The following is a 17,559-nucleotide window of genomic DNA, read 5'->3' on the forward strand; positions in this document are numbered from 1 at the left end:
TGTGTCACCAGCTTGTACACCGTATCGCTGTAGCCGAAGTCCGTGAGCAGCAATGGTAGATACCGACCGGAAAACACGCCGGTCGAGGACAGGTGATAGTCGTTAGAGATCAGGTTGTCGTTGAGATTTCGAACGATAGCGGTGCGATCCTCGGGCGGTGAAATGCCGAACACCACTGGCAACACATTCTGATATTGCAAGTAAGCCGATTTACCGTCCGCGGCCGGCGTTCGATACAGCTTCTTGGCAGAGTCGTAATAGCGCTGGTTATAAGCAGCCTTCACTCCCTCAGCCAACGATCGATACTTCGCGACGTCGTCCTTCTTATCCAGCAGCTCTGCACTCTGCGCGAGCAGGTCGAGCATCAAGTAGTAATACGCGCTCGCCACGGAGTCGTTGTCGCTGGGTCCTGGTGGCGGCGGCACGAAATCCGGACGCGCCCACGCCGGCATGACGAAGGGGCCTTCGGGCATGGGGAGCGCGTACTCCGCCAGCAGGGGATTGTTAGGGTTCGCATAAATATGAGTGTCCGGCGTGAAAAACGTCCCGGTGTAATCGACCAGCTTCTTTTGCGTGTCGTACATCTGCGCGAGCAGGCGCAGATCGGCGGTTTGGCCGTATAGATCCCATGGCAACACCGAGGTCGCCGCGTCCCACGACGGAATCGGGCCGCGCACGATGTTCCAACCGGGCGTGCCTTCATAACCGTAGAGCGGTGTCGACGGCACGATCTCGGGAATCTCGCCCTTGGGTGACTGAGCATCTCGATAGTCAGCGAGCCACTTGGTCCATACATTCGCGATGTCGAAGTTCACGGCCGCCGCTAAAGAAGAAGCGTGTGCGTCGCCAGTCCAACCGTTCTTCTCGTAAGTCGGCGTGTCCGTCTGCATGCCATGCAGATTGTTGAGAATGGTGTTGCGAGCCGAGGCATGGATGGCGTTCACCAGCCTGTTCGAACTCTCGAACGAACCGGTGGAGGCCACCGCCGAGTGCTGAACTTCGCCGGTCAATGTTTCCAAGGTCGGCGTGCCGGGAAAGCCTTCGACTTGAACGTAGCGAAAGCCTTTGTAGCCGAACGACGGCGTCCACTCTTCCTCACCGCTGCCGGCCAGCGTGTAACGATCTGTCTGTAGCTGCGTGTCGACCAGTCCGCTCGCGATCTGCACCGTGCCGTCTTTGTTGAGCTTCTCGGTCTGAATCAGCGACACCGTTTGCCCGGCCGCGCCGCTGACCCGCAGCTTGAGTCGACCAGCGAAGATGCGACCGAAGTCGAACACGTGAACGCCGGGCTGCACTTGCTTCACGGCGACTGGCTTCACCGTGTCGACCGTTGCGATGGGCTGATGCTCGGCGGCGTCGAGTACGCCGGTGGGCCCGGCGACGACGTTTGCCGCCGGCCATTTCGATGCGTCGAAGCCAGCGGTGCTCCAACCTTTAGGCAGGCGACGTGCGTCGTAGCGTTCGCCGGAATAGATGGAGTCATGCAACGTCGGGCCGTCGACGGTGCTCCAGGTGTTGTCTGTGACGACGATTTGCTTGCGGCCGTCGTTGAACGTGACTTCCAGTTGCAACTTGACCGTCGGCGCCGAGCGCCATGGGGCGGCGTGCCAGTACCATTCATTCGGCTCGGTCAGCGCATACCAACCGCGACCCAATTCGACACCGATGGCGTTGGCGCCTTGTCGCAACGACTTGGTGACATCCAATGTGCGATAGAGCACTCGCTTGTCGTACGCGGTGACGCCGTCAGCAATGGCTGAGTTGAGTGGTTCGCCATTCAAGCTGAGCTTGGGAAAGCCACCCGCTGCGACGTAGATGCGAGCCGACTTCACGTTGGCCGCGACGGAGAATTCTTTTCTGAGCAGCGGTGCCGGCGCGCCGATGGGTAGCACGATGTCTTTGTTCGGCACGCCAGCGGCGACCAGCAAGCCGTCGGGGCGAACGCTGCCACCGGTGAATGGGTTGTCGTTGCGTTCGAACTTGGTTTGGAACGAGGCATCACCGGCTTCGACGGTCACCGCGTGCAACACTGCGGCCTGTGTGCCGCCGGCACTGACGCCGATGGTTCCTGAGTTCTGCGCGGTGTCGGTGAGTGTGTCGACCTTCGTATCGTTGAGCGACGTCGTGATCGTGTCGCCGGTGTATTCGATAGTGAGTCGATTGGGTTTGCCGCGTAGTTGCTCCGCCTTGATCGACAACGGCACCTTCTTCAATACCGTGGTCTCGACCAAGCGAGGATATTGTCCGGTGTAGCGACGGACTTGCGGGATGAGGACCGGTTGCTCGCCTTCTATCGCGAGCTTCCAGGCGTAGGCTTCGCCATAGGTTTTGCCGACCGGGCGCGCGCGGAATAGGAAGTCGACGGTTGAGCCCAGCAAGGTGAACTCATACGTGAGCTTGGCGTCGCGCCAGTCGTGATCGACGGTTGGTCGTCCGCCGATCCATTGCGCCTGCCAGTCGCTCGGCGCGAGCAGGCCCATTTCCCAGAAGGACGGCTCGCTCCATCCTGTCGCGCGACCTTCGCTGTCCCAAGATTGCACTTGCCAGTAGTAGCGTTGACGCGATTGGGTGACTGGGCCGGCGTACTCGATGTGATGAATCGACGCTGACTTCACTTTACCGCTGTCCCACAGCGGCTTCGCCAGTTGTTCACGCGAAGTTGCGACACGGATTTGATACGCGCTTTGCGCGCCGACGAAGCCGGAGGGAAGCAGCCAGGAGAGTCGCGGTCGCTGCACATCTGTACCGAGCAGCTCGCTGGCGGATTCAGTCTTCAACGAGTGCGGCGTCGACGCACTGGCGACAGCAGGACCACACATCGCAAGCGATATAGCTGCAAGGACAATACGCACCAGCGTGAGGCCGCTGCGCGTGCCAGAGACAAACCTCAGCGCTTGCTTCATCGACTCTCTCACTCGGCAACTGGGCGCGTGTAGCCCAACGACTCCATCCAGTGGTACAGGTCCTCGATCCAATAGTCGCTGCTCAGTCCTTGCTTGTTCATTCCGAAGCCATGCCCGCCCTTGGCATAAACGTGCAACTCAGGGTGATGGCCGGCTTTGCGAAGCGCGGCATAAAACGCATCGATACGGTCGCGGACCAAACTGTCGTCGCTGGCGTAAGCGAGAAACACCGGCGGCAGTTTGGCAGGGATCTTCGGCACCTCTCCCAACGGCGCGCCGTAGATAGGAGCAACGAAGTTAGGTCGAGCGGCTTCGGAGGGATCCAGCATGCTGTAGCTCGCCACCATCGCGCCGGCAGAAAAACCGACAAAGCCGATACGGTCGACGCCGATGTTCCATTCCTTCGCGCGAGCACGCACTACCTTCACAGCTTGGATACCGTCGGCAATGCCGAACTTGGCGTCGTCCACGAATCCCGCCGTACCGGTAATTTTGGTAGCCATCATGCGAGCCGTGAACTGGGTCCACATGAGCGTGTCGTTGCTCGGCGTTTCGACCAACCGATATTTGAGTACGAAGGCGGCGATGCCGCGCTCGTTCAACCACTTCGCTACGTCGATACCTTCGGCTTCAATACCGAGCACGCGAAATGCGCCACCGGGAGCGACGATCACGCCGGTGCCAACGGACTTAGCGGGATCGGGTAGATACACCGTGACCGTAGGTTTGGTCACGTTGCGAATGACGTTGGCCTTGCCGCCGGGAAAGACCGAGACCTGTTCCTTCTGCTCGGCCTTCTCCGAACCCGGCGCAACACCCGGCCAGATTGATATTTCTTGGGAAGCAGCCGCGGCGGCTTGTGTCACCACCGCGGCCGATATCAGTAAAGCAAAGCGCAGCCACCGCGACGAATATTCGAAGACCTGCGCCGCCAACAACGGCGCAGTCTTTCGCCAACGTATTGAAGCTAGTGGCCTTGGCGTCACCATGACTTCCGCAAGTTGATGGACACCACTCGGCCCAGCGCCGACGAATTGGCGGAGTCGAAGCCGGGCGACGACAGGTACAGCGGCGGTTCCTCGTCCAGAACGTTATCCGCCAGCAGGCTGATCTGCGTTCCCGCGAGCCAGCCGCCGGTGCGCGGCGTGTACGTTACGTGTGCATCCACTGTCACGAAGGAGTCCACTTCCTGAGTCAGCAGGTTCGGATTGGTGTACTTGCCCGTGTAATTGATGAAGCCACCGACGCTCCACTGCTCACGAATCCAGTTGAGCGTGCCTCGCGCCCGCCACTTCACTCGGCCGCGATCGGTTTGATCCACCGTCGCCGCGCCAGGCGCCGCCGTCAGGTCGAACTTCAGCTCGCGCTGGCCGGCAACACCGGCGAAGAAGATACCTGCGCTCGTGTCCCAACGGTAGTTGATGTTGAAGTCAACACCCTGCACTTCTTGCCGCGCCAGGTTGCGACGGCGCAGGTCGAGAATTTCGCCGCCCGCGATGATGGCCGCACGTAACGCCGGGGTCAGCGTGCCGTCAATCCGAATGCCGGAATTCAACAACGCATCGAGCTGCGAGGCCGTGGGCCGATAGGTGTAGTACTGAGCCAGCGCCGGATTGGTGAACAAGCCGATGGTCCAGAACGGAATGCCCAGCACGTCCTCGAAGTCGACGTTATACAACGCGGCACTGACGTTCAGATTGTCCAGCGAGCTGGGATTGAAATCGAAACCCACCGACCAGGTATCGGCAGTCTCGGGTTTCAGATTGGGCTGACCACCGGCGATGACCACAGCCGGCCCAGGGAGCGCGCCAGGCGGGAAGAACGGAAAGAACGGCACGATCTGCAAACGCGAGTCCACGGTCGAGACGTTCGAGTCCGCCAAGCTCGGCGCATGGAACGACTTGCCGCTGCTCGCACGCAACGAGAAGCCATCGACCAAGGTCCAGTTCACGCCGAACTTGGGATTGGTGGTGTCGCCGAAGTCGCTGTAATCGTCATAGCGACCGGACAACGACAGCTGCAGCGCTTTCACGCCAGGAAACGCGTTGTTGCTGCCGACTAGCGGCACACTCAATTCCGCGAAGGCCGAACGCACGGTGCGGTCACCATACGATGGCGCCACCAATTGCCTCTGATTGTTAGGCTGCAGATAGAACGTTTTGGCTTCGATCTCTTCGTAGTGGTACTGCGCGCCGACAGCCATGCGCACTTGGCCACCAGGCAGCGAGAACAGCGGGCCGTCGAACTTCAGCGAGACCTCGCGCAATTCCTGATCGGCATCGTTGTATGTGCCGCCCGAGCGAATCGCTGCGAGCACGGCCGGATTGGTGCGACCGGCGAACGGATCGAGCGCCGTATCCAGCGTGAGCCCGGCCGCCGCCGCATTCAACGCCGCGCTGTTCAGCGACGAATGATCAGTGGTCTCGTTGGTGCCCACGCCATAGTTGCCAAGCAATTCCATCTGCCACTGCGCCGGCAAAGAGACTCGCACGCCGCTCACCAGGCCGCCGGCCGTCAGCTCCTGCGGATTCTCCACAGTCGGCCCGAACTCTCGGGCAAAGGAATATTGCACGACTTCGAACAACGCGAAGCCGCCACCCGCCGGTGCCGAGAAGTAGGGATTGGTGATAGGAATGGCGAAAGTCGCGCCAGGCTGCGCATTGATGGGGTTCGACTTGCGCTGTGAGTAATACAGCTCACTGAAAAATTCGACGTTGTCGCCGAGACCTTGGGTCAACGAAACGTACGCGCTGTTGCGATGTTCGGCTGACAGATAGTCCGTGTACTGCGTGTTGTCACAGCGACTCAGGCCCGGTGTCAGGGGTGAACCGGTGTAGCTCACGTTGTTGTATGTGATGTTGGCTGGCGAGCACACCGTGCTGCGGCTGTCCGCGCCACCCGCCGATGCGAGATTGCTTCTGATGAAATCGCGTTCGCGGCCCTGCAGGTTGTTACGGCCGGTATATTCGTACGCGAACATTACCGAGCCGGTTTCCCAAGCCGTGCCGAACACCGTGTTGAAGTCCATGGTGTCGAAGCCGTCGCCGTAACCGTATTGCGCGGTCGTTTCGAAACCGTCGAAGTCTTTGCGCGTGATCAAGTTGATGACGCCGCCGACCGCGTCCGAACCATACGTCGCGGAGGCACCGTCGGCGATGATTTCGACACGCTCAATGGCTGAAGTCGGAATGGCGGAAGGATCCGGAATCGTTTGCAGAATGCCGGCACCCACCATGCGATGACCGTTCACCAGCACCAATGTCGCGGTCGATCCCAGGCCGATGCCGCGCAAGTTCGGTGCAGTGATGGGTTGTGAGAAGTCCGACGTTCCCACCGGCGTCGTATTGAACGAGGTGATTTGCGGCACGGTGGCCAACAGTTCAGCAGTGGTGGTCACACCGCTGGCTTCGATGACATCGCGCGAGACCGTGACCAGATCGGAGCCGGTCGGCGGCGCGCCGCGAATCAAGGTGCCGGTGACCAGCACCTCCTCGAGCTCGGCGGTGCTCGGTGGAGCTTGCTGAGCCGAAGCGATTGAAACATTGAGTCCCAGGGCCGCTATGACAGCCAGGCGCAGCGGCGAAGACAGATTGAGAGCGGCGAACGCAGGCCGTCCGGCCAGCGAAGGCAATGACTGAGCTTCCATCGAACCCCCCCGGTTAGCTCGTGATCAAATCTTATTGGCCTTGATCGTTATCGATCAGTGCTGCGATTTTTAACACGAGGTATGGAGGATAACAATCATCTCCAATCGATTTCAGTCATGAAATCGCCGCGATTCCGGTGTCTTCTATACAATGCCCCCGCCGAAATTCTGTGCCGCGGGACGTTTGTTAGCGCAATCAATCCGGTATTTGCTGCGCCGATAAGCGTTTACAGGATCGACGGCCGCGCCCTTTTGCAGACGGGCCCGAGCCAAGATGGGTTGCACGTCGGTGGTGAAGCCGCGCTTCAAGGTTTGCGCAGCCATCAATGCATCGTTTTCTTGTTGATGGTCTGCCAGCGCTTGGCGATCGACCAGCAACGCCTGTGCATAGGCGCGCTGTAGTTCGATGGCACTGGTCATCAAACTTTCGATGGGATCGGTGACGTTGTGGGATTGATCCAGCATGTGCGCCGGATGGAAATCCGGCACCTGGCGCCACTGCGCATCCACCAGCTCATTGAAGATCAGGAACAAGCGGTACGGATCGATCGAGCCGGCATCCAGATCGTCGTCACCGTATTTGGAATCGTTGAAATGAAAACCACCGAGCCGCCGTGCATGCACCAGCCGCGCGACGATCATTTCAATGTTCACATTCGGTGCATGGTGCCCTAGATCGACCAGACAGAATGCCTTCGGGCCGAGGGTCTGCGCAGCCAGCAACGAGCTGCCCCAATCCTGAATCACGGTGGCGTAGAACGCCGGCTCATACATTTTGTGTTCGATGAGCATGCGCCAGTCGGCAGGCAGCGCTGCGTAGATCTGCGCCGTCGATTCGAGATAGCGCTCGAACGCGTGCGCCAGGTGTTGCTGGCCGGGGAAGTTGGCGCCGTCACCGATCCAGACCGTGAGCGCCTTGGAGCCCAGCAACTTGCCAATGCGAATGCAATCGACGTTGTGCTCTATGGCCTGCGCGCGCACAGCCGCGTCGGTGTGTGTGAGGCTGCCGAATTTGTAGGAAAGCTTTTGGCCCGGCCGATCCTGGAACGTGTTCGAGTTGACGGCATCGAAGCCCAGCCCGAGCGCAGTGGCACGCTGGCGCAAAGCGGGCATGTCATCGGTGTAATCCCAAGGAAGATGCAGCGAGACCGTCGGCGTGGCGCCGGTCAGGCTGTGAATGACGGCGCAATCCTCGAGCTTCTCGAACACATTGCGAGGCTCACCGTTGCCCGGAAAGCGCGCGAAGCGAGTACCGCCGGTGCCGACGCCCCAAGATGGAATGGCGACGCCGAAGTTTGCGACGGTCGCGGTGACTGCATCGATGTCGATGCCCCGACGTTGCAAGCTCGCGCCGAGCGCCGAGTAGTCGGCGTCCAAGTCTTTTTGTAGCGAAGCGTTGCTGTCGGCGATGAATGAACGATCGCGCGGATCGCTGAAATTGCCAGCCATGGTGTCCCCCTCACTCTCGGCGCGAGACCGGGCGGGACGTGAGCTCGTCCGATCTCTTGTTCCTGAAACTAGGCCTACCGCGTGAACGCGGCCGCGTTACCGGCGTCGACGTTGATGATATTGCCAGTCGATTTTGACGCGCGCTCGGATGCGAAGAAAGCCACCGCTTCGGCGACGTCTTCCGGATACACGCTGCGCTTGAGCAGGCTGCGCTCGCGATAGACGGTTTCGAGCTCGTCCGGACTGGTCTTGTACTGCTCAGCGCGCTGTTGCGCCCACTCGCCCTGCCAGATGCGCGAGCCGCGCAGGACTGCGTCTGGATTGACGACGTTGACCCGAATGCCGACCGGCGCGCCTTCAAGCGCCAAACAGCGGGCTAGATGCAGTTCAGCCGCCTTGGCCGTGCAATAAGCCGCGGCACCTGGCGAAGCGGCCAGCGCATTTTTTGAACCGATGAATACGATGGAGCCGCCGATGTTCTGTGCCTTCAACAATTGAAACGACTGCCGCGCCACCAGGAAGTAGCCCGTGGCCAAGATATCCATGTTCTTTTGCCAGGTGGCGAGGCTGGTCTGGTCCACCGGCGAGGCCGAGGCAATGCCGGCGTTGGAAATACAAATATCCAGGCCGCCGAACTGCCACGCGCTTTCGCGGAAGCTATTGATCACAGCGTCTTCACGCGTGACATCGACCCAACAGCTGGCCACCACATCATTGCCATACAGCTGCTTCAAGCCAGCTTCGGCTTCGTGGAGCGCATCGTGGTCGATGTCACAAAGCACGACGCACGAACCCTCGTCCATCAACCGTCGCGCGGTCGCAAGACCGATACCGCCCGCACCGCCGGTGATCAAAGCAATGCGCCCGGCCAACGGCTTGGGCTTGGGCATGCGTTGCAGCTTGGCTTCTTCGAGATCCCAATACTCGATGTCGAAGGCTTCTTGCTCAGGCAGGCCGCGATAGGTCGACACAGCCGCCGCGCCACGCATGACGTTGATGGCGTTGATGTAGAACTCGCCAGCAATTCGCGCCGTGGATTTGTCGGCCGCGAAAGTAATCATGCCCACACCGGGCACGAGATAAACAACGGCGTTCGGGTCGCGAATCTTGGGCGAGCCGGGTCGCTTACAACGTTCGTAGTACGCAGCGTAGCGCTCGCGATATTGCTCGAGCGCCGGCTGAACGCGCCGAGCGAATTGCTCGACCGATTCAGTCGCTGCATCGAACGGCAATACCAACGGCCAAATCTTGGTGCGCAGGAAATGATCGGGGCAGGACGTGCCCAGATCGGCCAACGCCTGCAGCTTCTCGCTGCCCGCAAATTCCAGCACCGCAGCGCTGTCGTCGAAGTGACCGACCTTGCGTGTCGTGCCTGAGATCAAGCCGCGAATGCGAGGCATGATGGCCGCCGCGACTTCGCGACGTTTGTCGACGGACAGCGGCTGAGTTTTGATTGCGCCGAACGGCTGTTTACCGCGGCTCTTCTCGGCCAGCCACTGCGTGGCGCGATTGATCACGTCGAGAGTGTTTAGATAACACTCCTTCGCCGTGTCCGCCCACGTGAACACACCATGCGCTTCGAGCACCACACCGCGCGCCTTGGGATTTTCACGAGTGAACTTGCGGAGAGCCAGGCCCAGCTCATAACCGGGACGAATCCATGGCAACCAACCGATGTCGTCGCCATAGATTTCTTGGGTGAGGGCTTTGCTATCGGCGGCCGCGGCAATCGCGATCAACGCATCGGGATGCATATGATCGACATGCGCGCGATCGACCAAGCCATGCAGCGGAGTATCGATACTCGCGGCGCGCGGATTCAGATTGAACGTGCAGTGTGAATACAACGGCACCAACACGCTGTCGCTGTCCGAACCTTGATAGAACGGTTCGAGCGACAGGAACTTGTCCATGTACAACGTGGCGAAGCCGTCGAGCTTCATGGTGCCCAGGTCGCCACCCGAGCCTTTCACCCACAACACCTTTACTTCGGTGCCGGTGAGCGGATCTTTATCGATGAGCTTGGCTGACGTGTTGCCGCCGCCGAAATTGGTGATGCGTTTGTCGGAGCCGAGCAGGTTCGAGCGGTAGAGCAGCAGCTGCGGCGCCGTCAGACCGGCCGCGACCGCGTCATCCCAGCGGTTCTCGACCAGCAACGCCGCCAACTCGGCTTGCGCCGGCTGAACCACACCCATCTAATCTCCCCCGCAGGCTACTGTCAGATTTAGTGCGTTCCGAGCATGAAAAATCGTCGGGACGCCGATGAAATGACTGTTTACCATACGAATCGATCATATACAATCAGATGCGAGCATAATCGATCAGGGCTGCGACCGACGTCCGGACGCCGCCCAGCCATGCTTGCGAGCCTGAAGGAGGGCTCATGCTGGAACGAGAGCGCCATAGCCTGATACTGAAGCTGGTCGAAGAACGCTCCATCGTGAGCGTTGGCGATCTGCTGGATTTGCTGGGCGCGTCCGAAGCGACCATCCGACGCGACATCAACACGCTGGCCGAACGCGGCGAGGTGAAGCGCATTCGTGGCGGTGCCGAAGCGGTGCGGCCTCGGCATCAGCCGCATTTGGTGGGCATGCCGTTCTCGCTGAGTCAGGACATCAGCGTGCCGCAGAAGCGAGCCATCGCTCGCGCGGCGGCGGCGTTAATCGCGCCCGGCGAAAGCATCATCATCAATGGCGGCACCACCACGTTCGCGTTGGTGGAATTTCTGGCCGAGCACGACTTAGACATTCTGACTAACTCGTTTCCAATTGCAGCCAAGCTGCTCGCCACCAGTCGGAATCGGATCACGCTGCCGGGCGGCACCATTTTCCGCGAACAAAACATCGTGCTCAGCCCGTTCGACAACGACACCATCGACAACTTCTGGGGCAACAAGCTGTTCACCGGCTGCTACGGCCTGAACCGCTTCGGCATCATGGAAGCCGATCCGTTGATCGTGCAGGCGCAGACCAAGCTGTTGAAACGCACCGAGGATGTGATCGTGATGGCCGACAGCAGCAAGCTGCGGCAAAAGTCCGCGATGATCGTCACCGGGCTGGAGCGGATTTCCACCATCGTCACCGACGACGGCGCGAAACCCGAAGAGTTGGAAGTGTTCAAGGCGGCGGGCATCAAAGTGATCGTCGCCACCGTCAGTGAGGAAGACGAGTTGCAGAAACTCGCCTGAGTCGAGAGCGAGGCAGCACGGACCCATAAGCCGGCTGCCTGATAAAGCGGGGGGATAGGGATGCTTAGAAGAGCAATGCTCGTGGGCGCGGTCTCGCTGGCCGCCGTCATGATCGCGGGCTGCGGCGAACGGCCGGCCACACCAGCGGCGGGCAAGCTTCGCATCGGGATCGTCGCCAAGAATTTGGGCAGCGGTTTTTTCGATGCGGTTCACCAAGGCGCCGATGAAGCCGCCGCCGCGCTCGACGCCGAAATCATATTCACCGGCCCGACCACGCCTACCGCGGAAGGACAAATAGAAACATTGAACGCGCTGATTGCACAGCGCGTCGATGCGATTGCCATTTCCGCCAACGACCCGGACGCGGTGGTGCCGACGTTACAGAAGGCCATGCAACGGGGCATCAAAGTGATTTCCTACGATTCAGCGGTGGCCAAGGCAGGTCGCGCCGTTCATCTCGCACCGTCATCGGATGCGTTGATCGGGCAGACGGTGGCCGAGCTTGCCGCGAGCATGGTTCCGGAAGGCACCAAAGGAAAATTCGCGGTGGTATCCGCGACGCCGACCTCGACCAATCAGAATGCTTGGCTGGTTCAACTACAACAGGCTCTACCTCAGTATCCGTCGCTGGAGTATGCCGGTGTCGTGTACGGCGACGATGTCGCCGACAAGTCTTATCGCGAGACGGTGGCGCTGGTGAAGCAGCATCCGGATCTAGCCGTCATCGTGTCTTTGAGTTCGGTAGGCATCGTGGCTGCCGCCAAAGCCATCGAAGATCAAGGCCTCACCGGCAAAGTAAAAGTCACGGGCTTGGGCTTGCCGTCGGAACTGGTGGGATACGTGCGCAAAGGCGTGGTGCCCAAGTTTGCGATCTGGAATCCCATCGACCTCGGCTACGCGACGACTCAAGTCGCTGCTCGATTGGCGCGCGGCGAAAAGACAGAGAACGAGCAGCCCATCTCGCTCGGCCGCGTCGGCTCGGTCGCATTCGATGGCGACGGCGTTGGCGCCATGGCCAAGCCCTTCATTTACGATCAAGCCAACGTCGAGCAATTCGCTGCGATCTTCTGACATGGCGGCAGCGATTCAACAGGCGCACGCGCAGCCCATTCTCACGCTGACTCAGGTGAAGAAGTCGTTCGGCGGCGCTCACGCTTTGCGTGACGCCAACCTCGAGCTATTTCCCGGCCAAGTGACAGCGCTGATCGGGGAGAACGGCGCCGGCAAGTCGACGCTGGTGAAGATTCTGTGCGGCATCCATCAACCCGACGGCGGCGAGCTGCTGCTCGACGGCCAGCCGATTCGTGTGCGCGATCCTGAACATGCGCGACAGCTCGGCATCAATGTCGTGCATCAAGAATGCGTGGTGTTCGACAACTTGACCGTGGCCGAGAACATCTTCGTCAGCGCTCGGCCTCGCAAGGGCCGCTTCATCGCGTGGAGCGAGATGCGCAGCCGGGCGGCGGAGATTCTGCGACAGCTGGATGTTTCATTCTCACCGGACACGCCCGCGGGCCAGCTCAGCGTCGCACAGAAACACATCGTCCAGATCGCACGCGCACTGACCAGTGAGGCTCGCGTGCTGATTCTCGATGAGCCGACCGCAGCCTTGTCTCATCGCGAGGCCGAAGATCTGTTTCGTATCGCGCGACGACTGCGAGACTCGGGCTGCGCGCTGCTATTTATCAGCCACAAGTTCGAAGAAATCTTCGCGCTGGCCGACCGCTACGCCGTGTTTCGCGACGGCGCCTGTGTTGGCAGCGGATTGATCGCCGGCACCGGTAGCGAACAGCTGATCCGTATGATGGTGGGCCGCGCGGTTGAGCAGCTGTTTCCCAAGCTGGAAACCTCATTGGGCGAAGAACTGCTGCGAGTGGAGAACCTATCTCGCGCGCGTGAGTTCAAAGAGATTTCTTTCTCGGTTCGCCAAGGCGAAACGCTCGGTATTTATGGCCTGGTCGGCGCCGGCCGTACAGAGCTGGCGCAATGTTTGTTCGGATTGACGGCGCCGGACTCCGGCTCGATCTTCATCGGTGGGCAGAAGGTAACCGTCGCGAGTCCCGCGGATGCAGTCAATCATGGCTTGGCCTATGTGCCTGAGGATAGACAGCAGCAAGGCGCGATTCTGCCTTTCTCCATTGCCGACAATGTAGCTCTAACCAATCTCAGCACGCTCGCGCCGCGCGGGCTGTGCAAGCGACAACGCGAGTCGGAGCTGGCGAATCACTGGATCGGCGCGCTCGGCATCAAGGCAACCGGACCGGAACAGAACGTCGGCGATCTGTCAGGCGGCAATCAACAGAAAGTGGTGCTCGCGAAGTGGCTGGCGCGTTCACCCCGTGTGTTGATTCTCGATGAGCCGACCAAAGGCATCGACGTGGGCGCGAAGTCAGCCGTGCACGCTGTCACAAGTGCGTTTGCTCAACGTGGCAATGCCGTCGTGATGATCTCCTCCGAGCTGCCGGAAATCCTCGGCATGTCCGATAGAGTTCTGGTCATGCGTCGCGGGCGCGTGCGTGCCTTGCTGGATCGAAGTGAAGCGACGGCCGAGAACGTCGTGCAAGCCGCCACCGACGCGTGACTGGAATGATTCAAAACTCCGCCACCCGGCGCGATCTCGCACTCGGTTTCATCGTCGTACTGTTGTTGGGCTCGGTGACCGCGGCGTTCCCTCAGTTCGCGCGGCCCGGCAATCTGGCTGAAGTACTCGACGACAGCGCCATTCTGATATTGCTGGCACTTGGGCAGATGCTGGTGATTCTGACGCGCGGCATCGATCTATCTGTCGCGGCGAATCTGGCGCTGACCGGAATGTTGGTCGCGCTATTCAACCGCAGCTATCCGGACGCCGGCGTTGTGCCGGTGTTGTTGATCGCCATCGCCAGCGGCACCGTACTTGGCGCGGTGAATGGTCTGCTGGTGTGGCGCCTCAAGCTGCCGCCCATCGTGGTCACGCTCGGCACCATGTCGGTGTATCGCGGGCTCATCTATCTGCTTTCGGGCGGCACGTGGGTGAATGACAACCAGATGTCGCCGGCGTTTCTGGGTTTCGTTCGCTTTGAAGTCCTGGGACTCACCGTGCTGTCGTGGCTCGCCATCGCCGGCACCGCAGCCGCGGCGCTGTTCATGCGCTACACCGTGTTGGGTCGAGACTTATATGCAGCCGGCGGTAACCCCGCTGCCGCTGCTTACACCGGCATCGATCCGGGGCGCATGCAATGTTTCGCGTACACGATCTGCGGTGCCATTGCCGGACTGTGCGGCTACTTGTGGATTGCACGTTTCGCCGTGGCATACACCGACATCGCACTCGGCTTCGAACTGCAAGTGATCGCCGCGTGTTTGATCGGCGGTGTTGCCATCGCCGGCGGTGTCGGCACCGTGGCCGGCATGGTGCTCGGCTGTTTGTTCATCGGTATCGTTAGAAACGCGCTGCCATTGATTGGTGTGTCGCCGTTCTGGCAGATGGGCATCAACGGCCTGGTCATCGTCGCCGCCGCAGTCTTGAGCGCACGCCGACGCGAAGACAAACGCGCCATCCTGGAGACCAACCCGGCATGAGCACGCAACGCTTCAACAAGCTGATGCGTTGGGAGTCGATGCTGGCGTTGGTGCTGGTGGTCGAGTTCATTTGTTTCGCCAGCCTGTCGCCCTACTTCTTGAATGTCTGGACGCTGTCCGACGCCACGTTCAATTTCACTGAGCGAGCAGTGATTGCGTTGCCGCTGGCGTTGTTGATCATTGCGGGCGAGATCGATATCTCGGTCGCCGCCATCATTGCGTTGGCGTCGGTCGCGATGGGACTTGCAGCAGCCGCTGGCATAGACACGCCAGGATTGGTTGCCATCGGGCTTAGCACCGGACTGGCCGCCGGCATGATCAACGGTGCGTTAGTGACCTTGGGCAAAGTGCCCTCCATCGTTGCGACCATCGGCACCATGACGTTGTTTCGCGGCGTTGCCTATGCGGTGCTCGGCGATCGGGTGTTGAAAGACTACCCGGCGTCGTTCTCGGTGTTCGGCCAAGGATATGCGGTGGGTGCGTTGTCCATCGAGCTCAGCATTCTGATCGTGCTCGCGGTGATGTTCGGACTGTTTCTGCATATCACTCGTTGGGGCCGCACGATTTACGCGATCGGCGCCAACCCCACCGCGGCTCGCTGGTCGGGCGTGCCGGTGGATCGCTATCGATTCTTGCTGTTCGCCGTGACCGGCTTGTGCAGCGGGCTGGCCGCCGTGTTGCTCACGTCGCGACTCGGCTCGACACGCCCGTCCATTGCGCAAGGCTGGGAATTGGAAATCGTCAGCATGGTGATTCTGGGCGGCGTGTCCGTGTGGGGCGGTAAGGGCACCATTGCCGGCGTGCTGCTGGCAGCCGTGGTGTTGGGCTTCGTCAATTTCGGACTGGGGCTGCTCAACGTGCCGGGTATAGTGATGTCCATCATCGTCGGCACGCTGCTCATCGTCGTGGTCGCCATTCCGGTGCTCGCCGAGCGCTGGTGGGGGCGGCCGGCGCGCCGCTGGTCCTAAGTCGCAAGCTATGTCGCATCCGCTGGTTGCCTTGATCGATATCGGGAAGACCCACGCCAAGTTGTCGGTGATCGATCCGCAATCGGGTGCGGAGATTCGCGGCAGCCGGCGTGCCAATGCCGTCATTGAAGGCCCGTTGACGCGCGAGTTGGATGTCGAAGCCATCGGCACCTGGTTACTCGAAGCTCTGCACACCGCGCCGAGTCGAGAAAGAATTCGCGTCATCGTGCCGGTCGCGCATGGCGCGGCGGCGGTGCTGTTGGATCGAGATCATCGTGTGCTCGCTGCTCCCGATTACGAGGACGCCCGCTTCGAGCAAGTGAACGCCGCGTATCGGCGCGAGCGCGATAGCTACGACAACACCTGCTCGCCGGATCTGCCGCTGGGATTGAACTTGGGGCGGCAACTGTTCTTTCTGCAGGAGACGCAGCCAGAGTTGTTCGGACGTGTCGCGCATGTGCTGCTGTATCCGCAGTACTGGGCATGGCGACTGAGTGGCTCGATGGCCAGTGAAGTTACCTCGTTGGGGTGCCATTCGGATTTGTGGCTGCCGCAGACCAGTGAGTTTTCCAAGTTGGCGCGAGTTCGGGGTTGGAGTGAGCTGTTTCCGCCTTTGCAAGCGGCAGGCGACCTGCTGAGTCGCATTTCGCCGGAGGTGGTCGCAGCGACTGGATTGGATCCGGAGTGCCAGGTCGCTTGTGGCATTCACGATTCGAACGCGTCGTATCTGAAGTTTCTGATCGCGCAAGATCGCGCAGAACCCTTCACCGTCGTTTCGAGCGGCACCTGGACCGTGGTCATGGCGAATCGCGCCGATCTTTCGCGGCTGCGCGAAGATAAAGACATGCTCGCCAGCGTCGATGCGTTCGGCTCGCCAGTGGCCACCGCCAGATTCATGGGCGGCCGCGAGTACCAAGCCATTGCTGGAACCGATGCACGACCCAACCTGCCGGCGTTGCTCAACGTCATCGAGCGACAGGTGATGGCATTGCCGGCCTTCGCCAGCGGCGGACCCTTTGCCGGCAGCGAAGGTAGATTGGTCAACGGCGAGAGCTTGTCAGGCTCGGAGCGCGCGAGTGTGGCAACGCTGTACATCGCGTTGATGTGCGAGTTGCTGATTGAATTGTTGGGCGCCTCGACCGGCGAGATCCTCATCGATGGCCCGCTCGCCACCAATGCCTTGTTCGGTTCGTTGCTTGCTTGTTTGACGGGTCGCTCAGTGCTGCGCAGTCCCGCCGACAGCGGTAATACTCGAGCGGCCAGCTACCTGGCCGGCTTCCATGACGCGCCGACGGAGACGCTGACAACGGCGGCGCCGATGACACTGAAGTCTTTACCTGCCTATCGCGCCGCCTGGCGACAGCTCGTACAGCCGTAACTACACCGCCGCCTGGGGAGACTTTGCTGTGGCTTTGCCGCAGAATCGCGCTTTTCCTGATTGGGGTTGCGTATGAAAAAGCGTCTGGCGGCACTGGCGCTTGCCACTGTGGCACTGGTCGGTTGCGGTAAGAAAGACGGCGCGGAATCGTCGACGCCTCGCATGGGCCGCGACACTCCGGTGGTTCGCATCGACGGCTCCAGCACCGTGTTCCCCATCGCTGAAGCCGTGGCCGAAGAATTCCAGCTCGAACAGCGTGGCGCTATCAGAGTGACGGCGGGTCTGTCGGGCACCGGCGGCGGTTTCAAGAAGCTGTGCCGTGGCGACATCGACATCTCCAATGCCTCGCGCCCCATCCTCACCGAAGAAATCGAGATGTGCCGCAAGGCCGGCATCAACTTCATCGAGCTGCCGGTGGCCTTCGATGCCATCACCGTGGTGGTCAATCCCAAGAACGATTGGGTCAA

General features: G+C 60.6%; 12 protein-coding genes. 7 read left to right on the forward strand and 5 right to left on the reverse strand.

The genetic code is table 11. The features are described from left to right. The 5 genes from JNL55_RS08155 to JNL55_RS08175 form a co-directional block, all read right to left on the reverse strand. The coding region (locus JNL55_RS08155) for a family 78 glycoside hydrolase catalytic domain (RefSeq protein WP_293851793.1) at positions 1-2,903 on the reverse strand (2,903 nt) is incomplete at its 3' end. A gap of 8 nt (positions 2,904-2,911) precedes the next feature. Next, entirely contained in the window at positions 2,912-3,838 is a 927-nt protein-coding gene (locus tag JNL55_RS08160) for an alpha/beta hydrolase (protein WP_293851796.1), read from the reverse strand. A 47-nt stretch (positions 3,839-3,885) separates the two neighbouring features. Beyond that, positions 3,886-6,549, reverse strand: coding sequence for a TonB-dependent receptor plug domain-containing protein (locus tag JNL55_RS08165; protein ID WP_293851799.1), 2,664 nt, complete (start codon positions 6,547-6,549; stop codon positions 3,886-3,888). A 144-nt stretch (positions 6,550-6,693) separates the two neighbouring features. After that, the gene (rhaI, locus tag JNL55_RS08170; protein WP_293851800.1) at positions 6,694-7,998 is read right to left on the reverse strand and encodes an L-rhamnose catabolism isomerase; all 1,305 of its coding nucleotides are present in this window, start codon (positions 7,996-7,998) and stop codon (positions 6,694-6,696) included. Positions 7,999-8,072: 74 nt separating this feature from the next. Next, a complete protein-coding gene (locus tag JNL55_RS08175; RefSeq protein ID WP_293851803.1) occupies positions 8,073-10,193 on the reverse strand; it encodes a bifunctional rhamnulose-1-phosphate aldolase/short-chain dehydrogenase in 2,121 nt (706 codons plus the stop codon). A 188-nt stretch (positions 10,194-10,381) separates the two neighbouring features. Between JNL55_RS08175 and JNL55_RS08180 the strand changes: the two genes are divergently transcribed. The 7 genes from JNL55_RS08180 to JNL55_RS08210 all read left to right on the forward strand — a co-directional run. After that, on the forward strand, positions 10,382-11,185 hold the full coding sequence (locus JNL55_RS08180; RefSeq protein WP_293851806.1) for a DeoR/GlpR family DNA-binding transcription regulator: 804 nt from the start codon (positions 10,382-10,384) through the stop codon (positions 11,183-11,185). A 60-nt stretch (positions 11,186-11,245) separates the two neighbouring features. Next, positions 11,246-12,256 (forward strand): rhamnose ABC transporter substrate-binding protein, encoded by a 1,011-nt coding sequence (rhaS, locus tag JNL55_RS08185; protein ID WP_293851809.1) that lies wholly within the window; start codon positions 11,246-11,248, stop codon positions 12,254-12,256. Between the two features lies 1 nt (position 12,257). Then, positions 12,258-13,766, forward strand: coding sequence for a sugar ABC transporter ATP-binding protein (locus JNL55_RS08190; RefSeq protein WP_293851812.1), 1,509 nt, complete (start codon positions 12,258-12,260; stop codon positions 13,764-13,766). Between the two features lie 5 nt (positions 13,767-13,771). Beyond that, positions 13,772-14,746, forward strand: coding sequence for an ABC transporter permease (locus tag JNL55_RS08195; protein ID WP_293851815.1), 975 nt, complete (start codon positions 13,772-13,774; stop codon positions 14,744-14,746). Then, positions 14,743-15,714 (forward strand): ABC transporter permease, encoded by a 972-nt coding sequence (locus tag JNL55_RS08200; protein WP_293851817.1) that lies wholly within the window; start codon positions 14,743-14,745, stop codon positions 15,712-15,714. The genes JNL55_RS08195 and JNL55_RS08200 overlap by 4 nt, the downstream gene beginning before the upstream one ends. Before the next feature lie 10 nt (positions 15,715-15,724). After that, a complete protein-coding gene (locus tag JNL55_RS08205) occupies positions 15,725-17,092 on the forward strand; it encodes an FGGY-family carbohydrate kinase (protein ID WP_293851820.1) in 1,368 nt (455 codons plus the stop codon). A 162-nt stretch (positions 17,093-17,254) separates the two neighbouring features. Next, positions 17,255-17,559 (forward strand): substrate-binding domain-containing protein (locus JNL55_RS08210; protein WP_415923037.1); only part of this gene is annotated, 305 nt, incomplete at its 3' end.

The sequence above is a fragment of the Steroidobacter sp. genome, from assembly GCF_016790065.1.
GTDB lineage: Bacteria > Pseudomonadota > Gammaproteobacteria > Steroidobacterales > Steroidobacteraceae > Steroidobacter.